Origin of the sequence: Streptomyces sp. NPDC046860, from assembly GCF_040645115.1 — a bacterium.
Taxonomy (GTDB): Bacteria; Actinomycetota; Actinomycetes; order Streptomycetales; family Streptomycetaceae; genus Streptomyces.
This window is the reverse complement of sequence record NZ_JBEYXQ010000005.1, coordinates 230,876-251,275: the sequence shown is the minus strand read 5'-3', so window position 1 is coordinate 251,275 and position 20,400 is coordinate 230,876. Positions and strand designations below refer to the sequence as shown.

Genomic DNA, 20,400 nt, shown 5'->3' with positions numbered 1-20,400 from the left:
CCCTAGTACGGGCGGAGCAGCCCCGATGATCAGCCGCCCGCCCTGCCGCCTGGGCGAACGGTCCTCGTGTGTGTGTACCCACAGAAACGTCCCAACCCGGGACGATGGTTCCACCGGGTGGCACACCACACATCGCGGACCCGTCGCCGCGACCCGAGAGTGGGATCATGAAGTGGTCACCGGCGTGGACGCGCCACCGGCGTTCCGCGCGCCCGCCCGGCGCCCTGCCGACCTCGTTCGGCTGCCTCTCCGCCCTCACCGCCGTCGTGGTCCTGCTGCTGTTCGCGCGGGGCAGCGAGCGCTCCGTCACGGCCCAGCCCGCGCACCCGGCCCCGCGGACGGCTCCCATCGCCCACCGCGCGCCCCACCCGGCCATCCTGCCCCGCTCCGCCTGGCTGGACGGCACGGCCCGGCGCAGCCAGCCGCCGCCGCGCTACGACGACAAGGTCGTCGCCGTCTTCATCCACCACACCGACTCGCCCAACGACTACGACTGCGCCGACTCCCCGCGCATCATCCGCGCGCTGTACTCCGGCCAGACCGGCGGCCGGCACTGGGACGACATCGGCTACAACTTCCTGGTCGACCGCTGCGGCACCATCTACGAGGGCCGCGCCGGGGGCGTGGACCGGGCGGTCACCGGGGCCCACACCCAGGGGTTCAACCACCGCTCGGCGGGCATCGCCGCGCTCGGCACCTTCACCTCGGGGGCCACGGTCCCGCGGGCGATGACCGACTCCATCGCCGCCCTCGCCGCCTGGAAACTCGGCCCCTCCGACACCGACCCCCGGGCCCGCGTCCGCCTGGTCTCCACCAGCGGCCTCAGCCGCTACAAGTCGGGCGTCACCGCCACCTTCCCCACCGTGGCGGGCCACAACGACGGCTACCCCACCACCTGCCCCGGAGCGGCCCTCACCGCCACCCTCCCCACCATCCGAGCCAAGGCAGCCCTCCTCCAGGGCCGCATCCGCTAGTCGCCCTCCGGCACCAGCGCCCACGCCTCGATCTCCACCCGGAAGTCCGGCCGCACCAGCCCCGCGACCCGCACCAGCGAGCAGGCGGGCGGCCGCTCGGGGTCCTGGTGCTCGTCGCGGACCTTGCGGAAGGCGGCCAGGTCGTCCAGGTCGGTCAGGAAGACGGTCAGCTTGACCACGTGCCGCAGCCCCGACCCCGCGGCCCGCAGCGCGGCGTCCAGGTTGGCGTAGACCTGCCGCACCTGCGCCTCGGCGTCCCCCTCGCCCACCAGCCGCCCCTCCGCGTCCACCGGGACCTGCCCGGAGACCGCGACCATGGGCCCCGCGAACGTCACCGCGTGGCTGTAGCCGTTCACCGGCGGCGTGCCCCCGGGCCTGACGAAGTGCCGCATCACAGCTCCCACCCCTCGACGAAGGAGCCCATGATCACGGCGCGGCAGCCGGCGGGTCAACGGGCGATCAGGGCTTGAAGCGTTCCCACAGGGTGGGGTAGCGCGTGGCCAGGGTGCCGTCGTTCTCGAAGTCGACCGGGGTGCCCGCGGGCTCGCCGGGGGCCGGGGCGATGCCCAGGTCGGGGGCGACCATGCCGGTCAGGCGTTCGTACGCCTCGTCGGCGGCGTAGCCCAGTTCCTCGCCGTCGCCGTCGATCTCCTCGTCGAACTCGTCCAGCAGCCCGGCCAGGGAGTCCGGGTCGTGCAGGGCGCCCTCGAAGACCTCGCGGCCCTGGCCGATGAGCCAGCAGCGGAAGTAGTCGAACGCGTCGTCGCTCGCCCCGTCCAGCAGCAGCCAGGCCGCGCCCCACAGGTCCCAGCGGTAGGCGCGGTTGTAGCGGGCCTCGAAGTGACGGGCGAAGTCCAGCACCATGTCCGGGTCGAACTGGAGCAGCCGGTCGACCAGCAGGTCGGCCTGCTCCTCGGGATCGCCCTCGGCGGCCTCGCGGGTGGCGTCGATCAGCTCCCAGAACTCCGTCTCGTCCATCACGGCACCAGCATCGGGCCTGTACCCCCACCCCGCACGCGGAACGGCGGGGGAAAAGAACGGCGGGGGAAAAGGGAGAAGGGGTACGGCGCAGCGCCGTACCCCTTCTTCCGACCTCAGGAGGTCACAGACCGTACTTCTCGCGGGCTTCCTTCACCGCCGTCGCCTGCACCTCGCCGCGCTTGGCGAGCTGGGCGAGGGCCGCGACCACGATCGACTCGGCGTCGACACCGAAGTGGCGGCGGGCGGCCGCGCGGGTGTCGGAGAGACCGAAGCCGTCCGCGCCCAGCGAGGACCAGTCCTGCTCGACCCACTGCGCGATCTGGTCCGGGACCTGGCGCATGTAGTCGGAGACCGCCAGCACCGGGCCCTCGGCGCCCTGGAGCGCCTGGCGGACGAACGGCACCCGCTCCTCGCCGCGCAGCAGGGCCGCGTCGGCCTCCATGGCGTCCCGGCGCAGCTCGGACCAGGAGGTCGCGGACCACACGTCGGCGGCGATCCCCCACTCCTCGGCCAGCATCCGCTGCGCGGTGAGCGCCCAGTGGATCGCGGTGCCCGAGCCCATGAGCTGGATGCGCGGGGCGTTGGCCGGGACGGTGACGCCCGCGGACTCGGCCGTGTTGAACCGGTACAGGCCCTTGACGATGCCCTGGTCGATGCCGGGGGCGGCGGGCTTGGCCGGCTGCGGCATCGGCTCGTTGTAGACGGTGAGGTAGTAGAAGACGTCCTGGTCCTCGCCCGGCAGGGCCTCGCCGTACATCCGGCGCAGACCCTCCTTGACGATCGCGGCGACCTCGTAGGCGAACGCCGGGTCGTACGTCAGCGCGGCCGGGTTGGTCGCGGCGATCACCGGGGAGTGCCCGTCGGCGTGCTGGAGGCCCTCACCCGTCAGGGTGGTGCGGCCGGCCGTCGCGCCGACGAGGAAGCCGCGGCCGAGCTGGTCGCCGAGCTGCCACATCTGGTCGGCGGTGCGCTGCCAGCCGAACATCGAGTAGAAGATGTAGAACGGGATCATCGCCTCACCGTGCGTCGAGTACGCGGTGGACGCGGCGATGAAGTCGGCCATCGAACCGGCCTCGGTGATCCCCTCGTTGAGGATCTGGCCGTTCTTGGCCTCCTTGTAGTACATCAGCTGGTCGCGGTCGACCGGCTCGTACGTCTGGCCCTTGGGCGAGTAGATGCCGAGCGAGGGGAACAGCGACTCCATGCCGAAGGTGCGCGCCTCGTCGGGGACGATCGGCACCCAGCGCTTGCCGGTCTCCTTGTCGCGGACCAGGTCCTTGACCAGGCGGACGAACGCCATGGTGGTCGCCACGTTCTGCGAGCCGGAGCCCTTGTCGAAGGAGGCGAACGCCTTCTCCGCCGGGGCGGGCAGCGGGGCGAGCGGGTGCGTCCGGCGGGCCGGTGCGGGACCGCCGAGGGCCGCGCGGCGCTCCTGGAGGTAGCGGACCTCGGGGGAGTCGGCGCCCGGGTGGCCGTAGGGCACCTGGCCGTCGGCGAACGCGCTGTCGGAGATCGGCAGCTCCAGCAGGTCCCGCATCGCCTTGAACTCGTCCACCGAGAGCTTCTTCATCTGGTGGTTGGCGTTCTTGGAGGCGAAGCCCGGGCCCAGGGTGTGGCCCTTGACCGTCTGGGCGAGGATCACGGTCGGCGCGCCCTTGTGCTCGACGGCCGCCTTGTACGCGGCGTAGACCTTGCGGGCCTCGTGACCGCCGCGCGACAGGTGGAAGACCTCGAGGATCTTGTCGTCGCTCAGCAGCTTCGCCATCTCCACCAGCGCCGGGTCGGCGCCGAAGAAGTCCTGGCGGATGTAGGCCGCGTCGCGCGTCTGGTACGTCTGGATCTGGGCGTCCGGCACCTGGCGCAGCCGGCGGACCAGCGCGCCCGTGGTGTCGAGCTGGAACAGCTCGTCCCAGGCGGTGCCCCACAGCGTCTTGACGACGTTCCAGCCGGCGCCGCGGAACTGGGCCTCCAGCTCCTGCACGATCTTGAAGTTGGCGCGGACCGGGCCGTCCAGGCGCTGCAGGTTGCAGTTGATGACGAACGTGAGGTTGTCCAGCTCCTCACGCGCGGCGAGCGCGAGGGCCGCCGTCGACTCCGGCTCGTCCATCTCGCCGTCACCGAGGAACGCCCACACGTGCGAGGCGGAGACGTCCTTGATGCCGCGGTTGGTCAGGTAGCGGTTGAACCGCGCCTGGTAGATCGCGGAGAGCGGGCCGAGGCCCATCGACACCGTCGGGAACTCCCACAGCCAGGGAAGCCGGCGCGGGTGCGGGTACGACGGGAGGCCGTTGCCGCCCGCCTCCTGACGGAAGTTGTCCAGGTGCGCCTCGTTCAGCCGCCCGTCGAGGAAGGCGCGGGCGTAGATGCCGGGGGAGGCGTGGCCCTGGATGTAGAGCTGGTCACCGGAGCCGTCGGCGTCCGGGGACTCCTTGCCCTTGAAGAAGTGGTTGAAGCCGGTCTCGTACAGCCACGCGGCGGAGGCGAAGGTGGCGATGTGGCCGCCGACGCCGTGCTTGCTGCCGCGGGTGACCATCGCCGCCGCGTTCCACCGGTTCCACGCGGTGATCCGGGACTCCATCGCCTCGTCACCGGGCACGCCCGGCTCGGCGGCGGTGGGGATGGAGTTGACGTAGTCCGTCTCCAGGAGCTTCGGCAGCGCGACACCGCCCGCCTCGGCACGCTCCAGCGTGCGCCGCATCAGGTACGCGGCACGGTGCGGGCCCGCTTCCCTGGCGACGGCGTCCAGGGAGGCCCGCCACTCGGCGGTCTCCTCGGGGTCGCGGTCCGGGAGCTGGTCGAGCGCGCTCGGCTGGATGGCGTTGGGGTCGGTCATCTCGCCGCCTTCCTCAGTCGAAGGGGGAAACCCTCATGGGTGAGGGTTCGGGGTTGCCCTTGGTCTTTGGCAGGACAGGGCGAGAACTCGGTAGAAGTCCGTCGGTGACAATAACTCCCTGATCGATGATCGATCAAAGGTTTGGGGACGAAAACCCGGTCTTTGCGAGAAAGTAGGCACCCGGTGTCTTGCCTGCGGGCACGCGGTGCCTTGTTTTCCCAGGTGAGCGGGGCGCCGCCCGGCCGGTTCAGGGGCGGGGCGCGCAGCCCAGCACGTGCGCCTTCACCAGCTCGGCGATCCGGGGGTCACGGCGCTGGAACGCCTGCACGAGCTCCTCGTGCTCCTCGGCGTAGGACTGCTGGACCGTGCCCAGCCAGCGGATCGACAGGGCCGTGAACACCTCGATGCCCAGCCCCTCCCAGGTGTGCAGCAGCACCGAGTTGCCCGCGGCGCGGACGAGTTCGCGGTGGAAGCCGACGGTGTGGCGGACCTGGCCGGTGCCGTCCGCGGCCCTGTCGGCCTCGTAGAGGGCCGCGACATGGGGCTCCAGGGCCTCGCAGCTCTCCGCGAGGGTCTCGGCCGCGAGTTCCGCCGCGATGGCTTCCAGCCCGGCGCGGACGGGGTAGCTCTCCTCCAGGTCGGCCGCGGTCAGGTTGCGTACCCGGACGCCCTTGTTGGGGGCCGACTCGATGAGGCGGAGGGACTCCAGTTCGCGCAGCGCCTCCCGCACCGGGGTCTGGCTGACCTCCAGTTCCGTGGCGATTCGGCGCTCCACGATGCGCTCGCCCGGCTGCCAGCGGCCGCTGACGATGCCCTCCACGATGTGCTCGCGGATCTGTTCGCGCAGCGAGTGGATTACGGGCGCGGTCATGGGGGCTCCTCTTCAAGGGGCGTGGCTCTATGACCTTACGGGTGTCATGCGCGTGCCGTGCGGCGCATCGGGGGGCTTTTGCCCAGGTGAGACGAGTTGCACAGGGTGTTTTCGAGGGGTCTCGCCGTGGGGGTGTCGGTTTGGGGGTGGGTGCGGGTGTGTTGTGGCTGGTCGCGCCCGCGCGGCGGAGCCGCATATCGACACAGCCCCGCGCCCCTGGGTGGGACCAGTCGGCCTGTGCTGAAACGGCGAAGCCCCCCTGTCCTTCGACAAGGGGGCTTCTTCACAGGCCGTGAGAGTTACAGGCCGAGCTCGACCTCGAACTCGCCCGCCTCCAGGATCTGCTTGACCGTCGTCAGGTAACGGGCCGCGTCGGCGCCGTCGACCAGGCGGTGGTCGTAGGAGAGGGTCAGGTAGGTCATGTCGCGGACGGCGATGACCGTGCCCTCCTCCGTCTCCAGGACGGCCGGGCGCTTCACCGTGGCGCCGATGCCGAGGATGGCGACCTGGTTCGGCGGCACGATGATCGTGTCGAACAGGGCGCCGCGCGAACCGGTGTTGGAGATGGTGAAGGTCGCGCCGGACAGCTCGTCCGGGGTGATCTTGTTGGCGCGGACCTTGCCGGCCAGGTCGGCCGTGGCCTTGGCGATGCCGGCGAGGTTGAGGTCGCCCGCGCCCTTGATGACCGGGGTCATCAGGCCCTTCTCCGAGTCCACCGCGATACCGACGTTCTCGGTGTCGAAGTAGGTGATGGTGCCCTCGGCCTCGTTGATGCGGGCGTTGATGACCGGGTGGGCCTTCAGCGCCTGCGCGGCGGCCTTGACGAAGAACGGCATCGGGGAGAGCTTGACGCCCTCACGGGCGGCGAAGGAGTCCTTCGCCTTGCCGCGCAGCTTCATCAGACGGGTGACGTCGACCTCGACGACCGAGGAGAGCTGGGCCTGCTCGGTCAGCGCCTTGACCATGTTGTCGCCGATGACCTTGCGGATGCGGGTCATCTTGACGGTCTGGCCGCGCAGCGGGGAGACCTCCAGCGCGGGGGCCTTCTTCGCGGCGGACGGGGCGGCCGCGGCGGCCGGAGCCGGAGCGGCGGCCTTCGCGGCCTCGGCGGCGGCGATGACGTCCTGCTTGCGGATACGGCCACCGACCCCGGTGCCCTTGACGGCGGCCAGGTCGACACCGTTCTCGGCGGCGAGCTTGCGCACCAGCGGGGTCACGTAGGCACCCTCGTCGGTCGCCTGGGCGGCGGTCGGCGCGGTGGGCGCGGCAGCGGGGGCGGCCGGAGCCGGAGCCGGAGCCGGGGCGGGCGCCGGGGCCGGAGCGGCCGGGGCCGGCTCGGGAGCCGGGGCGGTCTGCTGCTGCGGAGCCGGAGCCGACGGGGCCTGCGGGGCCGGGGCGGCCGGAGCGGGGGCGGCCGGAGCCGGAGCGGCCGGGGCCTCGGCGGCGGGCGCCTTCGGGGCCTCGGGGGCGGCGGCCGGGGCGGCACCCGCGGCACCGATGACGGCGAGCTTGGCGCCGACCTCGGCGGTCTCGTCCTCGCCGACCACGATCTCCAGCAGGGTGCCCGCGACGGGCGCCGGGATCTCGGTGTCGACCTTGTCGGTGGAGACCTCGAGCAGCGGCTCGTCGGCCTCGACGGAGTCGCCCACCGACTTCAGCCAGCGGGTGACGGTGCCCTCGGTGACCGACTCGCCGAGCGCGGGCAGGACCACGTCGGTGCCCTCGGCGGAACCGCCGCCGGAGGTCGCCTCGGCGGTCGGCGCCGGGGCGGGCGCCTCCTGCTCGGTGGACGGGGCGGCCTGCGGGGCCTCGGCGGCCGGGGCCGGAGCCTCGGCGGCGGGGGCCTCGGCAGCGGGGGCCGCGGCCTCGGCGGGGGCGCCGGAGCCGTCGTCGATCAGGGCCAGCTCGGCGCCGACCTCGACCGTCTCGTCCTCGGCGACCTTGATGGAAGCCAGCACGCCGGCGACGGGCGAGGGGATCTCGGTGTCGACCTTGTCGGTCGACACCTCGAGCAGCGGCTCGTCGGCCTCGACGCGCTCGCCCTCGGCCTTCAGCCAGCGGGTGACAGTGCCCTCGGTGACGCTCTCACCGAGCGCCGGAAGGGTTACGGAAACCGCCATGGTTTCTGTTGCTCCTTAAGGAATTGCGGAAGTCTGTGTCGTCGCGCCCGGGGGCCGAAGGCTCAGTCGTGGGCGTGCAGCGGCTTGCCGGCCAGCGCCAGGTGCGCCTCGCCGAGCGCCTCGTTCTGCGTCGGGTGGGCGTGGATGAGCTGGGCCACCTCGGCGGGCAGCGCCTCCCAGTTGTAGATGAGCTGGGCCTCGCCGACCTGCTCACCCATGCGGTCGCCCACCATGTGGACGCCGACCACGGCACCGTCCTTGACCTGGACGAGCTTGATCTCGCCCGCGGTCTTGAGGATCTTGCTCTTGCCGTTGCCCGCGAGGCTGTACTTCAGGGCGACGACCTTGTCCGCGCCGTAGATCTCCTTGGCCTTGGCCTCGGTGATGCCGACGGAGGCGACCTCCGGGTGGCAGTACGTCACACGCGGGACACCGTCGTAGTCGATCGGGACGGTCTTCAGGCCGGCCAGCCGCTCGGCGACCAGGATGCCCTCGGCGAAGCCGACGTGGGCGAGCTGGAGGGTCGGGACGAGGTCACCGACGGCCGAGACGGTCGGCACGTTGGTCTGCATGTACTCGTCGACCAGGACGTAGCCGCGGTCCATCGCGACGCCCTGCTCCTCGTAGCCCAGACCCTGCGACACCGGGCCGCGGCCGACGGCGACGAGCAGGACCTCGGCCTCGAACTCCTTGCCGTCGGCGAGGGTGACCTTGACGCCGTCCTGGGTGTACTCGGCCTTCTCGAAGAAGGTGCCGAGGTTGAACTTGATGCCGCGCTTGCGGAAGGCGCGCTCCAGCAGCTTGGAGGAGTTCTCGTCCTCGACCGGCACCAGGTGCTTCAGGCCCTCGATGACGGTGATGTCCGAGCCGAAGGACTTCCACGCCGAGGCGAACTCGACGCCGATGACACCGCCGCCGAGGACGATCGCGGACTTGGGCACGCGGTCCAGGACGAGGGCGTGGTCGGAGGAGATGATCCGGTCGCCGTCGATCTGCAGGCCCGGCAGCGACTTCGGCACGGAGCCGGTCGCCAGCAGGATGTGACGGCCCTCGACGCGCTGCCCGCCCACGTCCACCGACGTGGGGGAGGACAGCCGGCCCTCACCCTCGATGTACGTGACCTTGCGGGAGGCGATCAGACCCTGAAGGCCCTTGTACAGGCCCGAGATCACGTCGTCCTTGTACTTCTGGACGGCCGGTACGTCGATGCCCTCGAAGGTCGCCTTGACGCCGAACTGCTCGCTCTCGCGGGCCTGGTCGGCGATCTCGCCCGCGTGCAGCAGGGCCTTGGTGGGGATGCAACCCTTGTGCAGGCAGGTGCCGCCGACCTTGTCCTTCTCGATCAGGGCGACGTTCAGGCCAAGCTGCGCTCCGCGCAGGGCCGCGGCGTAACCACCGCTGCCACCGCCGAGGATCACTAGGTCGAAAACGGTGCTGGCGTCGTTCGCCACGTCACGTCCTCCATGCATGTGCGCCTGTGCCGGTCTCCGATGACCGGCAGGCGGCTGGTGTCCGGCCGCTCAATGCTTCGGCCCTGTGGTGGGGCCCTGTCCTGCCGGACTCCATCTTTGCACCTGTCGGGGGTACGGAGGACGCCGGGCCGGGGTGTGAGACGCCCCACGTCCGTCGCCGGGGGCGTGGACCGGTCCGGTCCACGCCCCCGGCGGACGCCTCGGAAGGCTCAGCCGAGGTCGCCGTCGGCGGCCTGCTCGGCCAGCCGCACCAGGGTGCGCACGGCCGTGCCCGTACCGCCCTTGGGCGTGTAGCCGAAGGCACCGCCCTCGTTGTAGGCCGGGCCCGCGATGTCCAGGTGGGCCCAGGTGATGCCCTCGCCGACGAACTCGCGCAGGAACAGGCCGGCGACGAGGCCGCCGCCCATGCGCTCGCCCATGTTGGCGATGTCCGCGACGGGGGAGTCCATGCCCTTGCGCAGGTGCTCGGGGAGCGGCATCTGCCACGCGGGCTCGCCGACCTCCTCGGCCGCCTCGTGCACGGCGGTGCGGAACGCGTCGTCGTTGGCCATGACGCCGAAGGTCCGGCTGCCCAGCGCCAGCACCATCGCGCCGGTCAGCGTGGCCACGTCCACGATCGCGTCCGGCTCCTCGGCCGAGGCGGCCCACAGCGCGTCGGCCAGCACCAGGCGGCCCTCGGCGTCGGTGTTGAGCACCTCGACGGTCTTGCCGCTGTACATGTGCAGTACGTCACCGGGGCGGGTGGCGGAGCCGGAGGGCATGTTCTCGGCGAGCGCCAGCCAGCCGGTGACGTTGACCTTGAGGCCGAGCCGGGCGGCCGCGACGACGGCGGCGAACACGGCGGCGGCACCTGCCATGTCGCACTTCATCGTCTCGTTGTGCCCGGCGGGCTTGAGCGAGATGCCGCCCGAGTCGTAGGTGATGCCCTTGCCGACGTAGGCGAGGTGCTTGTCGGCCTCCGGGTGCGTGTACGCCAGCTTCACCAGACGCGGGGTGGACACCGAGCCACCGCCGACGCCGAGGATGCCGCCGTAGCCGCCCTCGGTCAGGGCCTGGTCGTCGAGCACCTCGACCGTGAGGCCGTGCTCCTCGGCGGCGGCCCGCGCGACGGCGGCGAACGCCTCCGGGTTCAGGTCGTTCGGCGGGGTGTTGACCAGGTCACGGGCGCGGTTCAGCTCCTCGCCGACCGCGGCCGCGCGGTCCACGGCGGCCTGGAAGGCGGCTTCGCCCTCCTCGCCGCCGAGCAGCACGGCCTCGCCGAGCGGGCCGCCGTCGTTCTTCGCCTTCTCGTCCCGCGGCTTCTCCTTGTACGCGTCGAAGGCGTACGCGCCGAGCAGCACGCCCTCGGCGATCGCGGCGACGGCGCCGGGGCCGTCGACGGGGAGCGCGAAGGCGGCCTTCGCGGTGCCGGACAGGCCGCGGGCGGCCACACCGGCGGCCCGGCGCAGCGCCTCGGCGTCGTACCCGGCGTCCGCCTCGGGCTCGGCGCCCAGGCCCACCGCGATCACGAGCGGGGTGCCGAGGGAGGCGGGGGCGGGCAGCTTGGTCAGCTCGCCCTCGGCGCCCGAGGCGCCGAGGGTCTTGAGGACGCCGGCCAGCCCGCCTTCGTACGCCTGGTCCACGGCCTCGGCGCCCGGGGCGATGACGGGGCCCGTGCCGGCCTTGGCGACACCGATCACGATCGCGTCGGCCCGCGGGCCCGGCGCGACGGCTGGCTTGAGAGTCAGAGCAGTCACGGTGGTGAAATCTCGCTTCCGATGTGAAGTTTGCTGGGGCCGTTTTGCGCAAGCCGGTCGTCCGCGAGGGGCGACCGCCGCAAGGGGTGGGTCGACTCCCTGTCGGCGAACACCCGCCACGAGACTACGCGCGTACGAGCGCCCGCTCATTGCCGAGGACCACCCCGGACGCCGCCACTTCGGGCACCCCTGTCAGGAAGGTGGGACAACTCGCCGCAGGTACGGAACAGTTGCCGCTCTCAGCCGCCCAGCGGGCCGGTGCCTCCCAGGCACAGCACCACCAGTGCGGCCGTGGCCGCGGTCTCCGCGAGGGCGCCGAACACGTCCCCGGTGACCCCGCCGAAGCGTGCGACGCAGCGGCGCAGCAGGAGTTCGGCCGGCACCAGGCAGAGCGGGACGGCGGCCGCCGCGCGCACCGCCTCCCACGGCCCGAGCAGCGCGCCGCCCGCACCCGCCGCCAGCGTCACCGCCGCCCCCGCCGTCAGCGCGCCCGCGACCGGCACCACCCCGGCCACCGCCGCCCCGAGCCCCTCCGGACGTGCGGCCGGCACCCCGGTGCGCGCGGCCAGCGTGAGCGCCAGTCGGGCCGCGACCCCGGAGACGACGGCCCCGAGCGCGCCCCGCGCCCAGGAGTCGCCGTACAGCCCGGAGAGCGCGGCGACCTGGGCCAGCAGGGTCAGTACGAGGGTGAGCACGCCGAACGGCCCGATGTCGGACTGCTTCATGATCGCGAGCGCCTGCTCGGCGGGCTTGCCGCTGCCCAGCCCGTCGGCGGTGTCCGCGAGCCCGTCCAGGTGCAGCCCCCGGGTGAGCGCGGCCGGTACGGCGGCGGAGGCGACGGCCGCCAACAGCGGGCCCGTGCCCAGCAGCAGGAGCGACAGCCCGAGCGCGGCGGACGCGAGTCCGACGACCAGCCCGGTCAGCGGCGCGCACAGCATGCCCGCCCGCGCGGCCGTCCGGTCCCAGCGGCGCACCCGCACGGGGATCACGGTGAGGGTGCCGAAGGCGAAGCGGGGTCCGTCGAGCGGGCCGGGCGGGGAGGTCTCGGGCATCGGCGCAGGGTACCGGGGCTGTCGCCGGGCCACGGCGGCGGGCCGGGGATAAAGTGCGCACATGGGGCACTGGTGGGAGCGGAACATCCTGGAACCGGGCAAGCTTCCGCTGCTGCTGGCCCTCTCCGCGTTCGTGCTGACCTTCGTCGTCACCCGGACCATCACCCGGCTGATCCGGGCCGGGAAGGGCCCGTTCGGCAACGTCCAGGCGGGCGGGGTGCACATCCACCACGTGGTGCCCGGCGTCGTGCTCACCGTCGTCGGAGGCTTCGGCGCCGTCGCCAGCGACCGGCACGGCGCGGGCGGCGCGATCGCCGCCGTGGTCTTCGGGACCGGGGCCGGGCTGGTGCTGGACGAGTTCGCGCTGATCCTGCATCTGGACGACGTGTACTGGAGCGCGGAGGGCCGCAAGAGCGTCGAGGTCGTGGTCATCACCGCCGCGCTGGTCGGGCTGCTGCTCGGGGGGTTCTCGCCGTTCGGCGTCAACGACCTCTCGCACGACGAACTCCAGGACCGGGGCGGCGTCATCGCCTTCGTCGCGGCCAACTTCCTGATCTCGCTGGTCGCGTTGAGCAAGGGCAAGGCCCGGATCGCGGTGTTCGGCGCGATCGTGCCGCTGGTGGCCCTCGCGGGCGCCCTGCGGCTGGCCACGCCGGCCTCGTTCTGGGCCCGCCGCTTCTACGGCCGCCGGCCCCGCGCGCGGGCCCGCTCCCTGCTGCGGGCCTACCGTCACGACCGGCGCTGGGCGAAGCCCCGGCGGGTGGTTCAGGACTGGATCGGGGGCAAGCCCGACCCGTCCCCGGCCCGGCTGCCCAGGGGGAGCTGAAGCCGCGTCGGGCCGGCCAGGCACAGGGTGCCCACGGCCAGCAGCGCGGCCAGGTGCTCCTTGCCGGCCAGGTTGTCCTTGAGCAGCACCTCGGCCACCATCGCGGCCGGCACCAGCGCCGCCGTCACCCGGGCCCGGTGCCGCACCGCGACGTACACCGCCAGCCCCACCACGGCCGCCGAGGGGCCGGTGTCCACCACCCACGCGTCGGAGGCGGGCAGTCCGAGCGGGGCGTGCGGGCCGAGCGCGATCCCGAGGCGGGCGTACAGCGTCCCGGCGAGCGTGGCGGCGTAGGCGATGAGCAGGGTGCGGCGGCGGCCCAGGCACAGCTCGGCGACGCCGAACACGCCCAGCACCTGGGCCAGCGCGCCCCACACCGGCAGGTCGAGCGCGGGCACGAACAGGGAGAGCGGCGTGCGCAGCAGCGCCGCCCACAGCGGGTCGGCGGCGCGGACGGCGCCCGCCGACTGCACGAGGCGGAAGCCCCAGGGCTGGTTCTGCGCGAACTGCAGGAGCGCGGTCAGGGCCACCGCGCCGAGCGTCAGCGGGGCCGCCCGCAGCGGGCCGCGCGTGCGCAGCGCCGTCCGCGCGGCCCCATACACCGGGCCCCACTCGGCGCGCGCCCACGCTCTCACCGGTGCGTCTCCAGCTGTCTGCGGTGCAGCCACTTCGGCAGGCCCGGCGCTTCGAGGAAGCCCTCGGCGCGGGCGGCGGCCAGCGCGATGCGGGGCAGGTCGGCGCTCTTCTCGAAGAGCAGGAAGCGCGGCTCCCAGATGGGCCGGTACTTGGCGTTGGCCCGGTACAGCGACTCGATCTGCCACCAGCGGGAGAAGAAGCCGAGCAGCGAGCGCCACAGCCGCAGCACCGGCCCGGCGCCGAGGCGCGAGCCGCGCTCGAACACCGAGCGGAACACCGCGAAGTTCAGCGATACCTGGGTGACGCCCAGCTCCCGCGAGCGGCGCAGGAGGTCGATCACCATGAACTCCATCAGCCCGTTGTCGCTCTCCCGGTCCCGGCGCATCAGGTCCAGGGAGAGCCCGTGGGGGCCCCAGGGCACGAACGACAGCAGGGCGCGCAGCCGGCCCTCGGCGTCGGTGCACTCCAGCATCACGCACCGGCCGTCCTCGGGGTCGGCGAGCCGTCCCAGGGCCATGCTGAAGCCCCGTTCGGTGGCGCCGTCGCGCCAGTCGTCGGCCCGCTCGACGAGGTGGGCCATCTCGGCCGCCGGGATGTCCTCGTGCCGCCGCATCCGCACCCGGTACCCGGCCCGCAGCACCCGGTTGTACGCCTGCCGCACGGTGCGCATGGCCCGGCCCTCCAGGGTGAACTCGGCCACCTCCACGAGGGCTTCGTCGCCGAGTTCGAGGGCGTCCAGGCCGTGCCGGGCGTAGATGGTCCCGGCCTCCTCGCTCGCCCCCATCACCGCCGGGATCCAGCCGTGCGCCCGCGCCTGGGCCAGCCAGGGCGTGATGGCGCCGGGCCACGCCTCGGGGTCGCCCAGCGGGTCCCCGGAGGCCAGGCTGACCCCGCCCACCACCCGGTAGGCGACGGCCGCCTTGCCGGTCGGCGACCACAGCACGCTCTTCTCCCGGCGCAGCGCGAAGTAGCCGAGGGAGTCGCGTTCGCCGTGCCGCTCCAGCAGTTCCCGCAGCCGCTTCTCGTCGTCCTCGGTGAGCGGGTCGACGGCGCGCCGGGAGCGGAACGCGGCGTACAGGGCGCCGAGCAGGAGGGCGGTGCTGAGCACGTTGATGCTGACGTCGGCCCAGCCCGGCGGGGCGATGCCGGGGAAGCCGGACTCCTCCACGGCCACGGACACCAGCCGCTGGGCGCCGTAGCGCCAGCGCTCGGCGAACGTCGAACGGGCGGCGTCCGGCGCCTGGTTGGTGACCGTCACCAGCAGCGCGGCGAGCAGCGAGGCGACCGCCGTGCCGCCGAGCGCGACGGCCGTGGCCAGCTTGGGGTTGGCGCGGTCGCCCGTGGCGTAGAACTCGCGGCGGCCGGCGATCAGGACGGCGACGAAGGCGGCCGTGAGGGCGAGCGAGATCCAGTTCTGCGGGTACCGGCGGATCTCCGGGAAGGCCATGGCGAACGCGAACAGGGCCAGGAACGCGCCGCTGAGCGCCAGGTTGAGAATCCATGCCGCCCGCTTGCGCCGCCGCATGGTGACGGCCAGGAAGGCGGTGAAGACCCCCGAGGCGAAACCGGCCGTCAGCAGGTACGGCGTGAAGAGGTTCTCCTGGTTGTGGCGGCGCACGTCCTGCCCCAGCGAGACCCACACCGCGCTGAGGAAGTTGACGAACGCGACGGCCCGCAGGTACCAGACCGCTCCCGCGGCCGCCCGGCGGGACGCCACCCCGCCCGGCCGCCGCTCCGGCTCGGTCCGCTGGTCCACGGCAACTCGGGCATCTCCCATGAGCGGGGATCTTATGTCCGCATATGCCGCGAATCGCGCTCATCGGGGCCGTCGGCCGCGCCCGGCCGGACGGCCTAGGGCCTGTCTTCCGGATCTTGCCGGGGTCGCGGGCCCTGGCACGCACGTCTGCCGCGTTGTCGTCGCTCGCCGACGCTCCGCGTCGACTCCCTCCTCCGCCTTGCAGCCGCACGCACCAGACCCCGCTCGGCTCGGCCCGGAGGCACCGTCGGCCCGAGCCGGCCTGATCCGGAAGAAAGGCCCTAGCCGACGCCCTCGGTGCCCTCCGCTTCGTCTGCTTCCTTCGCTTCCTTCGCGCCCTCGGTGTCCTCGGGCTTCTCCGGCTCCGGCCGCTCCGGAAGCTCGGCGGCCAGGGCGGCGGCCGCGCGGACCAGGGGGAGCGCCAGCAGGGCGCCCGTGCCTTCGCCGACCCGCACACCCTGGGTCAGCAGCGGTTCGAGAGCCATCCGGTCCAGCGCCTTCGCCTGCCCCGGCTCACCGCTGTCGTGCCCCGCCAGCCACCAGTCCGGTGCCCGGAACGCCACCCGCTGGCCCACCAGCGCGCACGCCGCGGCCACCACGCCGTCCAGGATCACCGGCAGCTTGCGCACCGCGCACTGGAGCAGGAACCCGGTCATCGCCGTCAGGTCGGCACCGCCCACCGCCGCCAGCAGTTCGAGCTGGTCGCCGAGGACCGGCCGCGCCCGGCGCAGCGCGTCGCGGACCGCCGCGCACTTGCGCATCCACGCCAGGTCGTCGATGGGCTCGCCGCCCCGCCCGGTCACCACCGAGGCGTCCGTCCCGCACAGCGCGGCCACCAGCACCGCCGCCGCCGTCGTGCCGCCCACGCTCACGTCGCCGAGCACCACGAGGTCCGTACCGGAGTCGGCCTCCTCGTCGGCGACCGCCATGCCGGCCCGGAACGCCGTCTCGGCCTCCTCGGCGGTCAGCGCGTCCTCGATGTCGATCCGGCCGCTGCCGCGCCGCACCCGGTGCCGTGAGACCTCCGCCGGGAAGGCGTCCGGCGCGCAGTCCAGCGCCAGGTCCACCACCCGTACCGGCACGTCCAGTCGCCGGGCGAGCACCGCGGCCGGGCTCGCGCCCTCCAGTACCGCCCGCACCAGGTCCGCCGCGCTTCCCTCCGGGCGCCGGGAGACACCGAGGGCGGCGATGCCGTGGTCACCGGCGAAGAGGACGGCCTTGGGCCGCTCGACCGGCCGCAGCGGCACCGTGCCCTGCGCGGCCGCCAGCCACTCGCCCAGCTCGTCCAGCTTGCCCAGCGCGCCGGGCGGCACGGCCAGGCGCTCCCGCCGTGCCTCGGCGTCCCGGCGCACACCGCCGTCCGGGCGCTCGATCAGATCGGTGAAGTCGTCGAGTCGAAGCCTGTCCATTCGCGGAACAGTACCGCCCGCGCGCGAGGCGCCCCGCGCCACACCGCCACCACACCCGGCCCACGTCATTGCGTCCAAGATCGGCATCCCATACGTTCCGGTTTACCGCGAAATGCCGTACAGGGAGCCGCCATGCCGCCCTCGCCCTCCGTCCCGCAGGTCAGCGACCGCTTCCCCGGCCCGCGCCGCGAGGACTGTCCCTGGTGCGGTTCCGCCCGGCTGCGCACCCGGCTGAGAGCCCCCGGGCGGCAACGTGGCGCCGCCGTCGCCCTCGACGAGTGCGGCGCCTGCGCGCACGCCTTCCAGAACCCCCCGTCCGCCGACGGCGCCCCCCGCGCGCTGCCGGGCCGGCGCCACCGGGCCACCGCCCGCGCGCTGGCCGGACTGGCCGACCCGGAGAGCTGGCTCGACGTCGGCACCGGGCACGGCCACTTCCCCGAGGCCGCCAAGGAGTTCTTCCCGTACACCAGCTTCGACGGGCTCGACCCCACCGCGCGCGTCGAGCGGGCGCTCGGCGAGGGCCGCGTCGAGGAGGCCCACCGGGGGCTGCTGACCACGCCCGGCGTCACCGACCGGCTGCGCGCCCGCTACGACGTCGTCAGCATGTTCCACCACCTCGCCCACGTCCCCGACCCCCGCGCCGAACTGCGCGCCGCGCTGGCCGTGCTGCGCCCCGGCGGCCACCTCGTCGTCGAGGCAGCCGACCCCGACAGCGCCTACGCCGCCCTCCTCGGCCCCCGCTGGCTCCCGCACAGCCACCTCCACCTGCTCCCCCTGTCCAACCTGGAGGCCGAACTCGCGGGCCTCGGCTGCGCGATCACCACCACGGTCCGCACCCACCACCCGCAGGAACCCGCGACGGCCCGCCCGCTCCCCGCACCCCTGCGCGCCCCGCTGGCCGCGGCCGCGGCCCTCGACCGCCTCCTCGCCCCCCTCACCCGCCACACCCGCCTCGCCAACACCTACCGGGTGGTGGCCCGTACACCGGGAAACCCGCCCGCCTAGGCAAGCGGCGGCTCAGCCGCGCAGCACCAGTGCCTGGCCCGCCACCACCAGCACCACCTGCTCGCACTCGGCGGCGAACGCCGCGTTCAGGCGGCCGAGTTCGTCGCGGTAGCGGCGGCCGGAGGCGGTGGCGGGGACGATGCCGGAGCCGACCTCGTTGGAGACCGCCACCACCGTGCGGGGCGTCTCGCGCACCGCACGCGTCAGGTCCCGCACCCGCTCGCGCAGCGCCTTCTCGCCGCCGTCCGCCCACTGCGCGTCGTCCCAGGCGCCGACCGCGTCCATGACGTCGGTCAGCCAGAGCGAGAGGCAGTCGATCAGCAGGGGCGGCCCGTCCTCGGCCAGCAGGGGGACCAAATCCGTGGTCTCCGCCGTACGCCAGGAACCCGGACGGCGCTCGCGGTGCGCCGCCACCCGGTCCGCCCACTCGAGGTCCCCGGAGCGGGTGCCGCCGGTCGCCGCGTACACCACGTCGGGGAAGGACTCCAGGCGCCGCTCGGCCTCCACCGACTTGCCCGAGCGCGCCCCGCCCAGCACCAGCGTCCGGCGCGGCACGTCCGGCACCTCGTCGTACGCGCCCACCGCCAGCGTCACCCCGTCCGGCACCGCCCGCGCCCCGGCCGCCGCCAGCCGCCTGGGCAACTCCGCGGCCTGCGGCACGTCATGGTCCAGGTGGACCGCGACGACGTCCGTGGCCGGACCCACCCCGCCCGCCGCCCGCAGCCGGGCCAGCGCGTCCGGCCGCCCCACCACATCGGCCAGGACCATGTGGTACGGCTCCTCCGCACGCTCCAGCCCCGCCGGGGAGCCGCCCGGCGGCAGATACAGCAGCCGGAGCCCGCTCGGCCCGGTCACCTCGTACCCGGTGCCGCCCGCGTCCATCGCCAGGGCCCGCACCCGATGCCCCGTCAGCAGCGTCAGCTCGCGGCCGTCCGGCACCCGGACCGGCTGCGGCAGCCCGGCCGGCACCTCCACGGCGGGACCGTCGTGCGGGTGGGACAGCAGCACCTGGCGCACCCCGCCCAGCGAATGCCCGGCCCGCGCCGCCGCGAACGCCGCGCCCGGCGTCAGGTCCAGCAGCAGGACCCCGTCCACCAGCAGCGCGGTGGCCGCCCGCGCGTCCGGGCCGAGCGCGCTCGCGCACACGGCACAGGGGCAGTCGGGGCGGGGCAGCCCCGCGGGGGCACCGGTGCCGAGCAGAGTGACGTCCACGGAACCGATTTTCACCTGTCCCGGCGGCCCCCGCGCACCGGGCCCGCTGCGCGGACGATGATCCACGTTGTCCTGTGGGCGGCCCCGGCGACCGCATACGCTGCCCGCAGAAGTCGGATCGAAGGAGGCGCGCATGACAGCTTGGACGTGGCGGTTCGAGAAGGCCGACGGGACCGAGGTCCCGCCCGCCGTGGAACCGGAGGAGTTCACCACGCAGGGCGACGCCGAGTCCTGGGTCGGCGAGAACTGGAAGGCGCTGCTGGAGGGCGGCGCCGAGCAGGTGCGGCTCTTCGAGGAGGGCGCCGAGATCTACGGGCCGATGAGCCTGAACGCCGAGGAGGGGTAACACCCCCGCGCCCTCGCGGGAGCGGGGTCCTCCCGCTCCCGCCGGCCGGCGGGGAGTCACTGCTCCCCGAGCGTCACCGGTGCCGTGTGCCCGGTGCCCGAGCGCTGGTAGGTGACCGTCGTCCGCGCCCCCGGCTCCTTTGCCGCCAGCGCCTGGGCGAGTTCCGTGGTCGAGCCGGTCGGCGTGTCACCCAGCCGGGTGATCACATCGCCCGCCCGGAGCCCCGCCTTCGCCGCCGGACCGCCCGCCTCCACCGTGACCACCGCCGCCCCGGCGGGCCGGAGGCCGTCGTCCACGACCGTACGCACCGTCACGCCCAGCGCGGCCCGCCCCGAGTCGGTGACCTTGCCGCTGCCGATGATCTGCCCGGCCACCGTGCGCACCATGGACGCCGGGATGGCGAAGCCGATGCCCGGCGCCGCCCCGCCCTGGATGCCGGGGTCGGTCGCGCCCAGGGTCGGGATGCCGATCACCCGGCCGTCGAGGTTCACCAGCGCGCCCCCGCTGTTGCCCGGGTTGATGGCCGCCGAGGTCTGCACCATGTCGGTGAGCGTGGCGCCCGTACCGCCCTCCTCACCGCCCTCGCTGACGGTCCGTCCGGTGGCCGAGACGATGCCCTGGGTCACGCTGGACGAGAGACCGAGCGGCGAGCCCATGGCCAGCACGATCTGGCCGACCTCCACCTCGTCGGAGCCGCCGAACACCGCCGGGCGCAGCCCCTGCGGCACCCGTTCCAGCTTGATCACCGCGAGGTCCTGCTCGGGGTAGGAGTAGACCAGCTTCGCCGTCAGCGGCTCCTCGCTGCTGGCCGTGGTCACCTCGAAGGTCTTCTCCGCGCCGACCACGTGCGCGTTGGTGACGATGTGGCCCCCGTCGTCGTACACCACGCCCGAGCCCAGGGACTGCCCCGCCCGGAGCTGCACGACCGAGGGCAGCACGTCCTTGATGACCTTCTGGTACCGGTCCTGGAGGTCGACCTCCGGCAACGTCAGCGCCGCCTGCGAGGTCGGGCCGCCCTTCCGCGCCGACGACAGCGGGTCCGAGCAGCCGGGGAGCAGGACGGCGGCGCACAGCAGCACGACGGCCGCGGCACCCCTGCGCCCGGCCCGGATACGGGAAGCGTCCATGACCGAGTCTCCCCACGGGGGAAGGACCCCGGCCCGCCGGGCAC

The 20,400-nt window shown here is 73.7% G+C and carries 17 protein-coding genes; 4 read left to right on the top strand and 13 right to left on the bottom strand.

Features of this window, described 5'->3' with window-relative positions; all coding sequences use genetic code 11:
- Positions 1 to 167: 167 nt before the first annotated feature.
- A complete protein-coding gene (locus tag ABZ898_RS10350) occupies positions 168 to 974 on the top strand; it encodes a peptidoglycan recognition protein (RefSeq protein ID WP_361655284.1) in 807 nt (268 codons plus the stop codon).
- Here the strand turns inward: ABZ898_RS10350 and ABZ898_RS10345 are convergent.
- The 8 genes from ABZ898_RS10345 to ABZ898_RS10310 all read right to left on the bottom strand — a co-directional run bounded on the left by ABZ898_RS10345 (position 971) and on the right by ABZ898_RS10310 (position 12,039).
- Positions 971 to 1,369, bottom strand: a complete 399-nt coding sequence (locus ABZ898_RS10345) for a RidA family protein (RefSeq protein WP_361655554.1) — start codon at positions 1,367 to 1,369, stop codon at positions 971 to 973. The genes ABZ898_RS10350 and ABZ898_RS10345 overlap by 4 nt on opposite strands.
- Positions 1,370 to 1,433: 64 nt before the next feature.
- The gene (locus ABZ898_RS10340) at positions 1,434 to 1,952 is read right to left on the bottom strand and encodes a DUF4240 domain-containing protein (RefSeq protein WP_361655551.1); all 519 of its coding nucleotides are present in this window, start codon (positions 1,950 to 1,952) and stop codon (positions 1,434 to 1,436) included.
- Between the two features lie 124 nt (positions 1,953 to 2,076).
- On the bottom strand, positions 2,077 to 4,788 hold the full coding sequence (aceE, locus tag ABZ898_RS10335) for a pyruvate dehydrogenase (acetyl-transferring), homodimeric type (protein WP_361655281.1): 2,712 nt from the start codon (positions 4,786 to 4,788) through the stop codon (positions 2,077 to 2,079).
- Between the two features lie 247 nt (positions 4,789 to 5,035).
- Entirely contained in the window at positions 5,036 to 5,659 is a 624-nt protein-coding gene (locus ABZ898_RS10330) for a GntR family transcriptional regulator (RefSeq protein ID WP_161149184.1), read from the bottom strand.
- A 299-nt stretch (positions 5,660 to 5,958) separates the two neighbouring features.
- The gene (sucB, locus tag ABZ898_RS10325; protein WP_361655278.1) at positions 5,959 to 7,779 is read right to left on the bottom strand and encodes a 2-oxoglutarate dehydrogenase, E2 component, dihydrolipoamide succinyltransferase; all 1,821 of its coding nucleotides are present in this window, start codon (positions 7,777 to 7,779) and stop codon (positions 5,959 to 5,961) included.
- Positions 7,780 to 7,841: 62 nt separating this feature from the next.
- Entirely contained in the window at positions 7,842 to 9,230 is a 1,389-nt protein-coding gene (gene lpdA, locus ABZ898_RS10320) for a dihydrolipoyl dehydrogenase (RefSeq protein WP_361655276.1), read from the bottom strand.
- Between the two features lie 230 nt (positions 9,231 to 9,460).
- A complete protein-coding gene (locus ABZ898_RS10315) occupies positions 9,461 to 10,987 on the bottom strand; it encodes a leucyl aminopeptidase (RefSeq protein ID WP_361655273.1) in 1,527 nt (508 codons plus the stop codon).
- Positions 10,988 to 11,226: 239 nt separating this feature from the next.
- On the bottom strand, positions 11,227 to 12,039 hold the full coding sequence (locus ABZ898_RS10310; protein WP_361655270.1) for an adenosylcobinamide-GDP ribazoletransferase: 813 nt from the start codon (positions 12,037 to 12,039) through the stop codon (positions 11,227 to 11,229).
- Between the two features lie 61 nt (positions 12,040 to 12,100).
- Here ABZ898_RS10310 and ABZ898_RS10305 point away from each other — a divergent pair, with 61 nt between their 5' ends.
- Positions 12,101 to 12,865 carry a hypothetical protein gene (locus ABZ898_RS10305; RefSeq protein WP_361655267.1) on the top strand — a complete coding sequence of 255 codons (765 nt, stop codon included), beginning with the start codon at positions 12,101 to 12,103 and terminating at the stop codon, positions 12,863 to 12,865.
- Here ABZ898_RS10305 and ABZ898_RS10300 read toward each other — a convergent pair.
- The 3 genes from ABZ898_RS10300 to cobT all read right to left on the bottom strand — a co-directional run bounded on the left by ABZ898_RS10300 (position 12,805) and on the right by cobT (position 16,666).
- Positions 12,805 to 13,500: a hypothetical protein gene (locus ABZ898_RS10300; protein ID WP_361655265.1), complete on the bottom strand. Its 696-nt coding sequence runs from the start codon at positions 13,498 to 13,500 to the stop codon at positions 12,805 to 12,807. The two genes, ABZ898_RS10305 and ABZ898_RS10300, sit on opposite strands and share 61 nt — an antisense overlap.
- The gene (locus tag ABZ898_RS10295; protein ID WP_361655262.1) at positions 13,497 to 15,278 is read right to left on the bottom strand and encodes a phosphatidylglycerol lysyltransferase domain-containing protein; all 1,782 of its coding nucleotides are present in this window, start codon (positions 15,276 to 15,278) and stop codon (positions 13,497 to 13,499) included. The genes ABZ898_RS10300 and ABZ898_RS10295 overlap by 4 nt, the downstream gene beginning before the upstream one ends.
- A gap of 260 nt (positions 15,279 to 15,538) precedes the next feature.
- Complete coding sequence (gene cobT, locus ABZ898_RS10290; protein WP_361655259.1) at positions 15,539 to 16,666, bottom strand: nicotinate-nucleotide--dimethylbenzimidazole phosphoribosyltransferase; 1,128 nt, start codon at positions 16,664 to 16,666, stop codon at positions 15,539 to 15,541.
- Between the two features lie 132 nt (positions 16,667 to 16,798).
- On the opposite strand from cobT, the gene ABZ898_RS10285 reads away from it, so the two are divergent.
- On the top strand, positions 16,799 to 17,671 hold the full coding sequence (locus ABZ898_RS10285; protein WP_361655256.1) for a class I SAM-dependent methyltransferase: 873 nt from the start codon (positions 16,799 to 16,801) through the stop codon (positions 17,669 to 17,671).
- A gap of 12 nt (positions 17,672 to 17,683) precedes the next feature.
- Here ABZ898_RS10285 and ABZ898_RS10280 read toward each other — a convergent pair whose 3' ends face one another.
- Entirely contained in the window at positions 17,684 to 18,883 is a 1,200-nt protein-coding gene (locus ABZ898_RS10280) for a bifunctional adenosylcobinamide kinase/adenosylcobinamide-phosphate guanylyltransferase (protein WP_361655254.1), read from the bottom strand.
- A 133-nt stretch (positions 18,884 to 19,016) separates the two neighbouring features.
- On the opposite strand from ABZ898_RS10280, the gene ABZ898_RS10275 reads away from it, so the two are divergent.
- A complete protein-coding gene (locus ABZ898_RS10275; protein WP_361655251.1) occupies positions 19,017 to 19,229 on the top strand; it encodes a hypothetical protein in 213 nt (70 codons plus the stop codon).
- Between the two features lie 56 nt (positions 19,230 to 19,285).
- Here the strand turns inward: ABZ898_RS10275 and ABZ898_RS10270 are convergent, their stop codons facing one another.
- Positions 19,286 to 20,356 carry a trypsin-like peptidase domain-containing protein gene (locus ABZ898_RS10270; RefSeq protein WP_361655248.1) on the bottom strand — a complete coding sequence of 357 codons (1,071 nt, stop codon included), beginning with the start codon at positions 20,354 to 20,356 and terminating at the stop codon, positions 19,286 to 19,288.
- Positions 20,357 to 20,400: the final 44 nt, after the last annotated feature.

Coding starts and splice junctions, on each gene's coding strand:
- ABZ898_RS10350 (WP_361655284.1), top strand. CDS start 168: ATGAAGTGGTCACCGGCGTGGACGCGCCACCGGCGTTCCGCGCGCCCG.
- ABZ898_RS10340 (WP_361655551.1), bottom strand. CDS start 1,952: ATGGACGAGACGGAGTTCTGGGAGCTGATCGACGCCACCCGCGAGGCC.
- aceE (WP_361655281.1), bottom strand. CDS start 4,788: ATGACCGACCCCAACGCCATCCAGCCGAGCGCGCTCGACCAGCTCCCG.
- ABZ898_RS10330 (WP_161149184.1), bottom strand. CDS start 5,659: ATGACCGCGCCCGTAATCCACTCGCTGCGCGAACAGATCCGCGAGCAC.
- sucB (WP_361655278.1), bottom strand. CDS start 7,779: ATGGCGGTTTCCGTAACCCTTCCGGCGCTCGGTGAGAGCGTCACCGAG.
- ABZ898_RS10310 (WP_361655270.1), bottom strand. CDS start 12,039: ATGCCCGAGACCTCCCCGCCCGGCCCGCTCGACGGACCCCGCTTCGCC.
- ABZ898_RS10305 (WP_361655267.1), top strand. CDS start 12,101: ATGGGGCACTGGTGGGAGCGGAACATCCTGGAACCGGGCAAGCTTCCG.
- ABZ898_RS10295 (WP_361655262.1), bottom strand. CDS start 15,278: ATGGGAGATGCCCGAGTTGCCGTGGACCAGCGGACCGAGCCGGAGCGG.
- cobT (WP_361655259.1), bottom strand. CDS start 16,666: ATGGACAGGCTTCGACTCGACGACTTCACCGATCTGATCGAGCGCCCG.
- ABZ898_RS10285 (WP_361655256.1), top strand. CDS start 16,799: ATGCCGCCCTCGCCCTCCGTCCCGCAGGTCAGCGACCGCTTCCCCGGC.
- ABZ898_RS10275 (WP_361655251.1), top strand. CDS start 19,017: ATGACAGCTTGGACGTGGCGGTTCGAGAAGGCCGACGGGACCGAGGTC.
- ABZ898_RS10270 (WP_361655248.1), bottom strand. CDS start 20,356: ATGGACGCTTCCCGTATCCGGGCCGGGCGCAGGGGTGCCGCGGCCGTC.